A 12,365-nucleotide genomic window follows, 5' to 3' on the forward strand; every position below is an offset into this window, starting at 1 on the left:
CGGCCTCTCTGGCTTGGCACGGGCTGGCGGAGCGGTTTGGACCGCCGCCGCCCGGCGTTACTGGCAGGGAGTATGTGGACTCCCTGCGGATTTACGATGCCGGACTAGACGTGGCCGTCCGGCAGTTCGTCCGCCAGTGGGAGACTCTGGCGTACGCGCCAGCTTCGGCCTCCACAGCCGTGATCTCTGCCCGCGACAATTCCGTAAAATCCGCTCCCGGCCTTGGCGGCGAGCCTGCGGCTTCTGATGCGACCGCGTTTATCCGCGAATGTCTGCTCATTACCTTCCGTTTAACATAAACGGCCAAGAACGCTTAGATCCGCTATCTAATTTATGCCATAGCAAGGAAGGTTCTGCATGAAGTTTTATCACTCTCTGATTATGAGAGGCGTGTCCTCCTTTCCTTGACGATGAGAATTAACCATGAGTATAATGAATCCAATAATCAAGGGAGGCACGTAATGAACAAGCCAAATGAAATTATCGTCGTTCTCGATTTTGGGGGACAATACAACCAACTTATCGCGCGCAGAATTCGGGATCTGGGAGTATACAGCGAACTTTTGCCGTACAATACGCCAGTTGACAAGATTAAAGCACTTTCGCCTAAAGGAATTGTCTTCTCTGGCGGACCTAGCAGTGTATACGCTGAAGATGCTCCACACGTAGATCCGGCTATTTATGATCTAGGAGTGCCGATCTTCGGTATTTGTTATGGTATGCAGCTGATGGCTCATCAGCTTGATGGTAAAGTAGAACGTTCAGCTAAACGGGAATATGGTAAAGCTGATGTTGACTTTGCAGAAGGAACTGCTTTAGTTGCAGGATTGGAGAACCGCCAGACTGTATGGATGAGCCATGGTGACCATGTAGTTGAGCTTCCAACAGGCTTCAAGCTGGATGCAGGTACAGAAAGTGCTCCAATTGCAGCAATGAGCAACGCTGAGCGCAAACTGTTCGCTGTGCAATTCCACCCAGAAGTACGTCACTCCGTTCAAGGTAACGAGATGATCTCGAACTTCTTATACCAAGTTTGTGGTTGCGACGGCAAATGGACAATGGAATCGTTTATCGATGAAGCCGTTCAAGATATTCGCAATCAAGTCGGAGATAAAAAAGTACTCTGCGCTCTTAGTGGCGGAGTGGATTCTTCCGTTGTGGCTATGCTTATCCACCGTGCAATCGGAGATCAATTGACTTGTATGTTTATTGACCACGGCCTTTTGCGTAAAGGTGAAGCAGAAAGCGTTATGGAGACTTTCGTAGGCAAATTCGATATTCATGTAGTGAAAATCGATGCACGCGAACGCTTCATGAGCAAACTTGCAGGTGTTGAAGACCCTGAGCAAAAACGTAAAATCATTGGTAACGAGTTTATCTACTGCTTCGACGAAGAGTCAGCTAAGCTCGGAGATTTTTCATTCCTTGCACAAGGTACGCTTTATACGGATATCGTTGAGAGTGGAACAGCTACAGCGCAAACCATTAAATCCCACCACAATGTGGGCGGTCTGCCAGAAGATATGAAATTCAGCTTGATCGAGCCGCTAAACACCTTGTTTAAGGATGAAGTTCGTAAACTCGGTGAAGAGCTGGGCATGCCACGTGCGATCGTATGGCGTCAGCCTTTCCCAGGTCCAGGTCTTGCTATTCGTGTCTTGGGTGAAGTAACAGAGGACAAGCTTACCATCGTTCGTGATTCTGACTACATTCTGCAAGAAGAAATTGCTAAAGCGGGATTAGACCGTGAAATTTGGCAATACTTCACTGCTCTGCCTAACATGAAGAGTGTCGGAGTTATGGGGGATGCTCGTACGTATTCCTACACAGTAGGTGTTCGTGCAGTAACTTCCATCGATGGCATGACCGCTGACTGGGCACGTATCCCATGGGATGTTCTTGAAAAAATCTCTGTACGTATTGTCAACGAAGTTGAGAATGTAAACCGCGTAGTGTATGACATTACTTCGAAACCACCTGCAACGATTGAGTGGGAATAGCATATAGCAATAACAAACCTGCAGCTCCTTATTTTATTAAGGTACTGCAGGTTTTTTTATTAACCGTGAAGCTTGTGACGGACCCTATATAGCAACTATTGAGAATGTGATAAACTGGGAAAAATAAACTTATAGGAGCCATTAGAATGGGATTCTCACTTATTGGAACACTAATAGCTATGGTTATTCTTGCCCCAAGTTTACTGATGATTAAGTTTCCGCCCGATCATGTTCCCAGCGGTTTAAAAGATGCCGGCATCGTCTACACCCTTTTGGAGAGAGTAGGGCAGTTGGGGTGTATAGCCATTCTTGCGATTTCAAAGGATAACTTCGAAAATGTAGAATTCGGGATCTGGGCTGCACTTATCTTTGTGTTTATCACGATTTATTACGGTTTATGGATTCGTTATATGGTTAAGGGACAGCCATTCAGATTATTATGGGCTCCATTATTGTTTCTTCCGATTCCCATGGCAGTTCTCCCTGTTTGTGCATTTGGATTTGCGGCTATATGGGGCAGATCTTTCTGGTTAGGTATTGCAGTGATTTGTTTAGCTATAGGGCATTTTGCTAATTCTTGGCATAGCTATCAGTATTCCAAAGGCCAATAAGCTAGGGCATGTTGAAACTGTTTTATAGGGAAAAATACCCATTTGATAAGGCTTTTGATAGTTAATAAGCTGCATGATTTAATGGATTTTGGGGTTGAAGTTAAAGATAAAAATGTATGAATTACGAACAATAGAAAAAATAAAGTCGAAAATGTTCGCTTTTTTCATTGACAACTTATGTGATGTCCCCCTAAAATGATAAAGCACAACAACATAATTCTTTCGTATATTTCCGGGAATAGGCCTGGAAGTTTCTACGAGGTCACCGTAATGACCTGGCTACGATTAAGAAGAGCTGAGCAACCCGTATTGTCCTGAATCTAGGGCTATAGTCATGGGTGCTACTCTTTTTTTCGAGCCGGTGTCGATCAGATACCGGCTTTTTGTTGCTGTCAGCCACAACATACCTTAGGGGGAGAACAATTTGAATCGGTTTTTCAAGTTGAAAGAGAACGGCACTACAGTACGTACAGAGATAATGGCCGGCTTGACTACGTTCATGGCTATGGCTTACATCCTGTCGGTTAATCCGAGCACATTAACAGCCTTTGGCCGCATCGATATGGGCTGGTACTCTGTATTTCTAGCGACTGCGCTGGCAGCAGGTATTTTCACCATTGCAATGGGCGTGTTTATAAACTTTCCAGTAGCATTGGCACCAGGTATGGGACTTAATGCATACTTTGCTTCCGTAATTTTGTCTTCTGCAACCTCAGAACATCCATTCACTTGGCAAATGGGTCTGACTGCAGTATTTATTTCCGGTTTGATCTTCATCCTGCTCACGGTTACCCGAGTGCGGCAGATCTTACTGACAGCCATTCCTGACAGCTTGAAGCATGCCATTACCGTAGGTATCGGGATGTTCATTACAATTCTTGGGCTTAAGAACAGTGGTTTGATGACGATTGGTGTCGAAGCTGGTAAAGATATTTCGGCCAATACATTCACAGATGTCCTATCCTTTGAAACAATCATTCATATGGGTAGTCTAGAGAACACTGATGTACAATTGGTAATTATCGGATTGCTTCTTATTTCCATCCTGATGGTACTGCAAGTTAAAGGTGCGATTTTATTCGGTATTTTGGGTACAACCCTCGCGGGTATACTGATGGGTGTAGTTGATTTTGGCTCATTGTCCAGTCCGACAACCCCTTGGGTGCCTGACCTGACGCAATTGAACTTTTTCGAATTTGACTGGGATGGTATCCTGCACACCGGTATTGTTTCAGCAATCGCAACATTCACTTTTGTAGAATTGTTCGATACATTTGGTACACTTGTAGGTACTGCTCAACGCGCTGGTATTATGGACAACCCTGAAGAAGGTAACAAACGTGTAGGTAATGCAATGTTTGTCGATGCCATTGCTGTAGCTGGTGGTGCGGCATTGGGTACTTCCACTACTACTGCTTTTGTAGAAAGTGCAGCAGGTGTTGCTGAAGGTGGACGTACGGGTCTTACAGCTGTAACAACGGGTGTATGCTTCTTGCTTGCATTGTTCCTTGCACCAATAGTGGCTCTGATCCCTGGATCTGCTACAGCCGCAGCATTGATTGTCGTAGGCGTGCTCATGGCACAATCGATTCGCGAAATTGATTTTCAAGATATGGTTGTTGCGATTCCAGCGTTCCTTACTCTAGTAATCATGCCTTTCACTTATAATATTGCTAATGGTATTTCCTTTGGTATCGTAACTTATGTAATCCTTGCTTGTGTAGCTAACCTTGCTGGCAAGAAAAAATACGATATTCACTGGATGATGTGGGTACTTGCTATTCTGATTATTCTCCGTTATGTATTTCTTGGTAGTGCGGGCTAACTCATATATAGCATACAGATGTGCATTCAAAGGCTCCTTCATAACTGAGGGGGCCCTTTTTTTATATTTTTGTTGGCACTTAACCATTCAGGCTAGTCTATGTTTCTAGCTTTTCATCATCTATGTTTTAGATTATATTGTTGAAGAGGTGATGTTCAGGACGAGGCAGCCTTGGTGTTAGAGTCCAATTTGTTCCCCACCTTGATCCTGATCTCTGTTTTTTTTGCTCCGGCATTTGCTTTAGCCACTGCGATTCTTCTATTCTATATAAGAGCCTTGAAGCTTAGGGCGATCCTATGGAATGGAGTATTGTGGATGAAAGGGTTTGCGATCCAGATAAGGTAAACATGCCCTATATTTATATGCTCTTTTATGAGAAAATCAATCCAAATGATTTCTTAGCAACGGTGAAATACACTAATTCGGGAGCTGTTTTTCAGAAGGTATATGCTTTTGGCTGGACTAAGATGAATATAGGACGAGGTGAGGTTGGGACGATGATCAAGAGTACACGTGCGGCCGTAATGACTGTATTGATGCTGTTATTGTTTGTGCTTCCTGTAACAAGCATTTATGCAGAGGGGAATCTATTGCAGAACCCTGGCTTTGAGGAGGGGGGAGATGATGCGCCTTCTAACTGGACTAAGGATATGTGGATTTCAGGAGATAATTCAGGCCTACTTTCAATTCAATCGGAGGAAGTCCATTCCGGCAGCAAGGCGGCAGTCATTGAAAATATCGAACCCAATCATTCGAAATGGGTGCAGACGATTGAGGCTACGCCGAATAGTTATTATAAAATCTCTGGATGGATCAAAGTAGTAAGTACAGCAGGCGAGGGAATGGGCGCCAACATTCTTGCCGTTGGAGTAGGCGGGGGGTATCCCAGCGTAACTGATACGGCAGGTGAATGGCAGTATCTTGAATATATCGGCCAGACAGGACCGGAGCAGAAGTCATTTGGCATAGGCGCAAGTCTGGGCGGCTACTCTAGCTTGATTCAAGGTAAGGCTTATTTTGATGATTTTGCTGTAGAAAAATTAGACGCGGCTCCCGAAGGGGCTAACGTCATTTCGCTGGATAGTGCAGCGGTTAGTCCAGATGCCGGCGACAAAAAGGCAGACACTCCACATAAAGTATCTCCAACTAAGATGTTGCTGATCTCAGCGCTGTTTAGCGTGTTTTTTGCAGTGCTTTATACTAAGGCATTCCGTAGTGAGAAGCTTATGAAGCAGCCTGAGAATATTTATTCCAAATGGCTGAGCATTGCCATCGGAATTGCTTTTATCCTGAGGGTGTGGATTGGTCTTACCGCGCAAGGATATCAGAATGATATGAATACCTTTATTTCTTGGGGACAGCGTATGGTGGATTTAGGTCCGGGCAAATTTTATGAAGAAGGTTATTTTGCCGATTATCCTCCTGGCTATTTGTACATATTGTACGTGCTTAGCGCCGTTCGTGGCGTTTTAGGATTCACTCAGGGCTCAGGTGGAGAGAATTTGCTCTTCAAGCTCCCTGCGATCCTTTCTGATTTGGTGCTCGGCTACTTCATATATCAAATGTCACGCAAAAAACTCGGCACCGGAATAGCTTTCGGCTTAATGTTGTTGTTTCTGTTTAATCCAGCGGTACTTATTAATTCAGCGGCTTGGGGACAAGCGGATTCATTCTTTTTGATCTTCCTGCTGCTCAGTATCCATGGCGCTGCGAACAAAAAGTTTGTTCACTCCGCAATTTTGTTTGCCTTAGCGACGCTAATTAAACCGCAAGCGTTGATATTCACGCCGGTATTGTTGTTTGCTTTTTATCATCACCGCGCTTGGAAGCAGCTTGGATTCGGAGCTTTGTATGGATTAGGGATCTTCGGATTGCTTGCGGCACCATTTTTCTGGAATAACGGAGGTCTGGTAGGGATTATTGATCTTTACAAGAGTACGTTATCTTCCTATCCGTATTCTTCAGTGAATGCATTTAATCTGTATGCACTGACTGATCCGATGTGGTCATCCCTTGATCTAACCTGGCTTGGCATTCCATACCGTGTATGGGGCTTCATATTTATTTTAGTGGCTGTAGCTGTTGCGGCATTTTATTCCTTTAAAAAGGATCGCTTGGACCTGACCAAATCCTATTTTATCGGGATGGTGCTTATAGTAGTGGTCTTTGTGCTTGGCACCAAAATGCATGAACGTTATATGTTCCCTGCTCTTATTCTTTGTTTGTTTACTTATATAGAAAGTCGGGACCGCCGCTTTTTATCGCTGTTTCTCGGATTCAGCTTAACGCAATACATCAATGTGGCGTACACCTTATCCCACCTGAATGCAGATGTTAGCCCGGGTGCAGACGGAATCGTATTAGTGACTGCTATAGCTAATCTAGCATTACTGCTTTATATGCTGAATATCGGATACGATGTGTATGTCCGCAAGGTAATAAAACCTCTTCCAGCACCAATTACACCGGAAGAACAATATGAAGAAGATTTGAGAGTTGTCGGGCAAATTAAACCGCATCAGAAGGGAGGGCGATTTAACGATGAAGTTTAAGCGTATAGATTGGATATGCATAATAGCTATTACGGCCGTTTACGCAGCGCTTGCTTTATATAATCTTGGCTCTACTAAATCTCCAGAGACCTTATGGGAGCCTGCTGCCAGTGGTGAAAGCTTCTATGTAGATTTGGGGCAGAGTAAACCATTGGAACGGGTCAATATCTTTGGGGGCGTGGGCACGGGGAAGTTCAAGCTGGAATTCAGCGACAATCCTGAGGTCTGGAGCAGTCCGATGGATGTCAGTGAGGATGTCGGGAATGTCTTCATCTGGAAAAGCCAACCCCTGAACGTTACTGCGAGATATGTGAAGTTTACAGTTACATCTCCAGGGTTCACTTTGAACGAAATGGCCTTTTATGAGCAGGGGGGAGAAAGAATCCCCCTTCCTATTGCCGGTGTGACACCGGATGCTAACGCAGTACCTAAAAGAGGAGCAGCGGCCAATCTTTTTGACGAGCAGTCGCTCATTCCGGAATATTCTAACTTTATGAATAGCACTTATTTTGACGAGATCTATCATGCGCGAACAGCTTATGAATATACACACGGGATAGTGCCTTACGAGAATACGCATCCACCGCTTGGCAAGCTTTTGATTGCCATAGGTATGGAGCTGTTCGGAGTCAATCCATTCGGCTGGCGTATTATCGGAACATTGTTCGGAGTTGCCATGTTACCTCTCATATATGTAATGGCGCTTCGTTTGTTTAAGAAAAGCAAATACGCCGCCCTCGCGGCAGGATTGTTTGCACTGGATTTCATGCATTTCACACAGACAAGAATCTCCACGATTGACGTATACGGAGTATTCTTCATTATGTTGATGTTCTATTTTATGCAGCGGTATTACACAATGAATTTCTACAAGCAGCCTTTAAGAAAAACATTAATTCCGTTATTCTGGTCTGGCTTATTCTTCGGAATCGGCGTAGCTTCGAAATGGATTGTGCTCTATGGAGGAGCAGGGCTGGCCATTATGCTGGCTATCTCCCTTTTTGAACGCTACAGAGAATACCAAGCCTCCGGACGCCTGCTGGCCGAGGGGAAGATTAAAGACAAGGAATTGCTGGGCACCTGTCGTGAAGCAGTAGATTCTTTTTGGAAAAAGACTATTATTACGTTGGCTAGTTGTATCGGGTTCTTTGTAATTATTCCAGTAATTATTTATAGCTTATCTTTTGTACCGGGGTTATCTGCATCAGCAGAGGGCTTCACTATAAAAGGTTTGATTGATTCCCAAAAGAACATGTACAACTACCACAGCCAACTTGTAGCTACACATCCTTTTGCTTCCTCATGGTGGCAATGGCCGTTTATGAAGAGACCGGTCTGGTTCTTTAGCGGCGGTGAAGGTTTGCCGGAAGGTCAGGTCAGCAGTATAGTGACTATGGGGAATCCTCTTATCTGGTGGACGGGTATTTTTGCGATGCTGGCAACGCTGTGGATTACGCTGAAACGTAAAGATAAGAACCTCTACATGATCTGGATCGCCTTCTTCTCGCAATATGTTCCGTGGATGCTTGTCCCAAGAGAAACGTTTATTTACCATTATTTTGCTATGGTACCATTTATGATTCTTGGTATTGTATATATAATGAAGTTGCTGGATAGTAAATTCCCTGAGGCCCGTTACGTACAGTATGTCTATGTAGCCGTTGCTTTGCTGCTCTTTATCGCTTTCTACCCGGTACTGTCAGGGATGCAGGTCAGTGGAGATTACGTGAAAGATATGCTGCGTTGGTTCCCTACTTGGGTTTTCTAGGATTTATAAAATCTATAAAATAAGTTTATGTATGCAGCGTTATTATGAAGTATAGATGGATGTAACGCTCCAAAAAGCTTGTAGGAGGAATAAAGGTGAAAGCCAGATATAGTGTGATTGTACCCATGTTCAATGAGGAGCAAGTAATTAGCCATACTTATGAACGTTTGAAAAAAGTAATGGACGAGTGCGGCGATACTTATGAGCTGGTCTTCGTCAATGACGGCAGTCGTGATCGTTCCGCCCAGATGATTCGGGAGATCTGTGAACGAGACGAGCATGTCAAGCTGATTGACTTCTCGCGTAATTTCGGACATCAGGTAGCGATTACAGCTGGCATGGACTATGCCGAAGGTCAAGCGGTTGTTGTTATTGACGCTGATCTTCAGGATCCTCCGGAGGTCATTTTGCAAATGATCGAGAAGTGGAAAGAGGGCTACGACGTTGTATATGCGAAACGCCTGAAGCGCCACGGAGAAACGATGTTCAAAAAGGTCACCGCGAAGCTTTTTTACCGCCTGCTCAGCAGTATGACAAGTGTGGATATTCCTACGGATACAGGCGATTTCCGTCTTATTGACCGTAAGGTATGTGATGTCCTGCGGGGACTTAAAGAAAAGAACCGTTATGTCCGAGGTTTGGTGAGCTGGGTTGGCTTCAAGCAGACTATGGTGGAATATGAACGGGAAGAACGTTTTGCCGGAGAAACCAAATATCCGCTGAAGAAAATGATTCGTTTTGCGTTAGATGGCATCACCTCTTTTTCACATAAGCCGCTTAAGATTGCTACGTATATTGGATTCTTCCTTTCATTCTCTAGCTTTCTCTATTTATTTTTCGTCTTGTTTCAAAGGATATTTTTCACCTCCTGGACGGTTCCGGGCTGGGCTTCCATTGTAGGCGTCAATTTGCTCTTTAACGGTATCGTTCTGATGCTGTTGGGTGTGATTGGGGAGTATATCGGACGGATTTATGACGAGTCTAAAGATAGACCGCTATATATTGTTAGTGAGACTAAAGGCTACCAGAACGAAGAACAACTGGACCGCCGGAAGGACCACAATGATGTCAGATAAGAACTTGCGCGCTGCATTCATACAGTTCCTCAAATTTAATGCCGTAGGTTTACTCAATACGCTGATTGATTTTGTGATTTTTACATTGTTGAATTCACTAGGGATGGTATACGCATTGGCGCAGGTGATCTCCTATAGTGCAGGTACGGCGAATAGCTTTATTTTGAATAAAAAAGTTACCTTTCGTGATCGCAACCGGGGGAATAAAGAAGGCTTCGACCGCGTGCAGCTGGTCAAGTTTATCGTGCTGAATCTGGTAGTTCTCGGAATATCACTGCTGTTAATGCATCTGTTGACAGACAAACTAGGTATTCAAGTCTTGATCTCTAAGGTGCTGGTTACCTTTATCACGGTGATCATCAATTTCTTTGGAAGTCGTAAATGGGTATTTTAAACATTAATTTCAGGCAGAAGGAGTTGCTATGCTTAAAGGCAAGTAACTGTTTCTGCTTGATTTGTATATATCCATAAAAACAATATACGGAGGTGAATAACATTGCGTAAATTCTCCTATCTACTCATACTGGCTGGGATACTTATCATGTTATATCCGACAGCTAACGAATGGTACAACGACAGGCAGCAGGAGAAGTTATTAGAAACGGCTGAACTAAGCACTGCCGATAGTGCACCCCAACCAGATTTGAAGAGCAGGTATGCTGAAGTTACTCAGCTGTTAGCAGAGGAATCGGTTCTGGATGCCCAGGCACAGCCCCAACCCCAAGAGACAGAAAAGCCTGAACCGGAGATTGAAGTCGGGGGTAAAGTAATCGCACTAATTGAAGTCGATAAGATTGATTTGAAGCTGCCTGTATTAGAAGGGGCTACAAAAGCTAATATGAAACATGCTGCAGCCCATATGAAAGAAACGGCACCCCTTGGAGAGATCGGAAATGCTGCAATCGCGGCGCATCGGGCTAGAACTACGGGTCGTTTGTTTAACAGATTGAATGAGGTTGTTGTGGGGGATGTCATCACGGTAAAGACTAGTGATCTGGTGTTTAACTATGAGGTGTATGATATTTCTGTTGTAGATCCGAGTGATGTCTCTGTTCTTGACGGGAATGACAAGGATAAGATTCTTACTTTAATTACATGTGATCCGCTAGTGAATCCAACGCATCGGCTGATTGTTCATGCCAAATTAACAAAATGAGAATAGTGAATGACAAGAAAACACAAATACCGGGAGATATCTATAAAATAATGGGTAATCTAGTAAATTAGGTCTTGTTCACATCTATAAATATGATAGTATTATACTATAAAAGCTAAACACGATAACGGCAAACCTTCCGAAAGGTAGGGACGCAAAGCTAAAGGGCCTTTTCCCGAAAGGATGGCAGCCAGCTACCGAATGAAGAGGCTTTTTTTGTTTGTTTCAAATGGATTCTATCAATTATATCTAGTAAAGCTAGAACAGATAGAGCTTATACGATAACGGCAAACCTATCGAAAGGTAGGGACGCAAAGCTAAAGGGCCTTCCCGAAAGGATGGCAGCCAGCTACCGAAAGGAGTTTTATCCGTGAAAAAGGTTTATTTTATGCTGGTGGCGTTGTTCGTCTTAATGACTTCAGTTCCGGTAAGTACAGCTCAAGCTGCAAGTGCAGATGCCAGCTGGTTGATTACATCCAAAGTGGCTCAAGGTGTTATTGGTATTAACTATGATATTCCGAAAGATAAAAGAATCAAACTCATGATCACCAAAGATAACAGCAGCTATACTTATAACTTGTATGCTTCTGGACAAGCTGAGGACTTCCCTTTGCAACAAGGAAATGGGACTTATAAGGTTTCTGTTCTGGAGAACACAACCGGCAATAAATACAAAGCGTTATATTCCGAAGTAGTAGACGTAACCATGAGTGACTCGAATTCCGTATATTTGGGCTCCGTACAGAATGTGAAATGGAGTTCTTCTGATAAAGCGATTGTCAAAGCTAAACAATTAGTACAAGGCAAAACAACAGACGAAGAGAAAGTTAAAGCGATCTATAACTATGTAGTTGCGAATGTACAATATGATTACTCTCTTGCTAATAGTGTAACTACTGATTATATTCCAAGCATCGATAAGACATTGACTACTAAAAAAGGGATTTGCTATGATTACGCTTCTCTTTTTGCCGCAATGCTGCGGAGTGTAGATGTTCCTGCTAAGTTGGTAATGGGGAATACAAGCTACGTTACGCAATATCATGCATGGAATGAAGTGTTGCTTAATGGGAAGTGGGTTACCATTGATACTACAGTGGATGCAGGACTTGCAAAGAGCGATAAGAAAACTGATTTAATTAAAGCCTCGAGCAAATATACTGCGGCAAAATACTATTAAATTAATCGCTAGAATCATAACGATATTAAATAAACAACTAGCTTAATCATTAAGCTAGTTGTTTATTTTTATATTAGGGGTTGCTTTTCTATTAATAGTTGGGGTATTATAGGTAAGCGTTGTTAGACAGCGTACAGGCGATACAGACGAGGCTGATAAAAAGCTTCGAAAAATAAAGCTTGCATTTCTGAAAACAA

Annotated in this window: 10 protein-coding genes and 3 riboswitches; all 10 genes read left to right on the forward strand. The window is 43.5% G+C overall.

The features are described 5' to 3' along the window. Positions 1-247, forward strand: a 247-nt coding sequence (locus MHH60_RS32790) for a hypothetical protein (RefSeq protein ID WP_341161218.1), incomplete at its 5' end; no start/stop codon positions are given. Between the two features lie 214 nt (positions 248-461). Beyond that, a complete protein-coding gene (gene guaA, locus MHH60_RS32795; protein ID WP_076101410.1) occupies positions 462-2,000 on the forward strand; it encodes a glutamine-hydrolyzing GMP synthase in 1,539 nt (512 codons plus the stop codon). 146 nt (positions 2,001-2,146) lie between these two features. Continuing rightward, positions 2,147-2,611, forward strand: a complete 465-nt coding sequence (locus tag MHH60_RS32800; protein ID WP_076138430.1) for a hypothetical protein — start codon at positions 2,147-2,149, stop codon at positions 2,609-2,611. A 202-nt stretch (positions 2,612-2,813) separates the two neighbouring features. After that, positions 2,814-2,913, forward strand: a riboswitch (purine riboswitch). A 122-nt stretch (positions 2,914-3,035) separates the two neighbouring features. Further along, a complete protein-coding gene (locus MHH60_RS32805) occupies positions 3,036-4,436 on the forward strand; it encodes an NCS2 family permease (protein ID WP_036679893.1) in 1,401 nt (466 codons plus the stop codon). 296 nt (positions 4,437-4,732) lie between these two features. Continuing rightward, positions 4,733-6,988 carry a glycosyltransferase 87 family protein gene (locus MHH60_RS32810; RefSeq protein WP_256715238.1) on the forward strand — a complete coding sequence of 752 codons (2,256 nt, stop codon included), beginning with the start codon at positions 4,733-4,735 and terminating at the stop codon, positions 6,986-6,988. Beyond that, entirely contained in the window at positions 6,978-8,756 is a 1,779-nt protein-coding gene (locus MHH60_RS32815; protein WP_076138432.1) for a phospholipid carrier-dependent glycosyltransferase, read from the forward strand. The genes MHH60_RS32810 and MHH60_RS32815 overlap by 11 nt, the downstream gene beginning before the upstream one ends. 95 nt (positions 8,757-8,851) lie before the next feature. After that, positions 8,852-9,832 carry a glycosyltransferase family 2 protein gene (locus MHH60_RS32820; RefSeq protein WP_036679898.1) on the forward strand — a complete coding sequence of 327 codons (981 nt, stop codon included), beginning with the start codon at positions 8,852-8,854 and terminating at the stop codon, positions 9,830-9,832. After that, positions 9,819-10,226, forward strand: a complete 408-nt coding sequence (locus MHH60_RS32825; protein ID WP_076130538.1) for a GtrA family protein — start codon at positions 9,819-9,821, stop codon at positions 10,224-10,226. Before MHH60_RS32820 ends, MHH60_RS32825 begins: the two co-directional genes overlap by 14 nt. Positions 10,227-10,328: 102 nt before the next feature. Next, entirely contained in the window at positions 10,329-10,988 is a 660-nt protein-coding gene (locus MHH60_RS32830; protein ID WP_256715239.1) for a class D sortase, read from the forward strand. A gap of 119 nt (positions 10,989-11,107) precedes the next feature. Next, positions 11,108-11,190, forward strand: a riboswitch (cyclic di-GMP riboswitch). A gap of 74 nt (positions 11,191-11,264) precedes the next feature. Then, positions 11,265-11,345, forward strand: a riboswitch (cyclic di-GMP riboswitch). A 13-nt stretch (positions 11,346-11,358) separates the two neighbouring features. Beyond that, positions 11,359-12,168, forward strand: a complete 810-nt coding sequence (locus tag MHH60_RS32835) for a transglutaminase-like domain-containing protein (RefSeq protein WP_038568647.1) — start codon at positions 11,359-11,361, stop codon at positions 12,166-12,168. The last annotated feature ends 197 nt before the right edge of the window (positions 12,169-12,365 follow it).

Origin of the sequence: Paenibacillus sp. FSL H7-0716, assembly GCF_038002705.1 — a bacterium.
Classification (GTDB): domain Bacteria; phylum Bacillota; class Bacilli; order Paenibacillales; family Paenibacillaceae; genus Paenibacillus_AQ; species Paenibacillus_AQ odorifer.

Coding starts and splice junctions, on each gene's coding strand:
- guaA (WP_076101410.1), top strand. CDS start 462: ATGAACAAGCCAAATGAAATTATCGTCGTTCTCGATTTTGGGGGACAA.
- MHH60_RS32800 (WP_076138430.1), top strand. CDS start 2,147: ATGGGATTCTCACTTATTGGAACACTAATAGCTATGGTTATTCTTGCC.
- MHH60_RS32810 (WP_256715238.1), top strand. CDS start 4,733: ATGGAATGGAGTATTGTGGATGAAAGGGTTTGCGATCCAGATAAGGTA.
- MHH60_RS32815 (WP_076138432.1), top strand. CDS start 6,978: ATGAAGTTTAAGCGTATAGATTGGATATGCATAATAGCTATTACGGCC.
- MHH60_RS32825 (WP_076130538.1), top strand. CDS start 9,819: ATGATGTCAGATAAGAACTTGCGCGCTGCATTCATACAGTTCCTCAAA.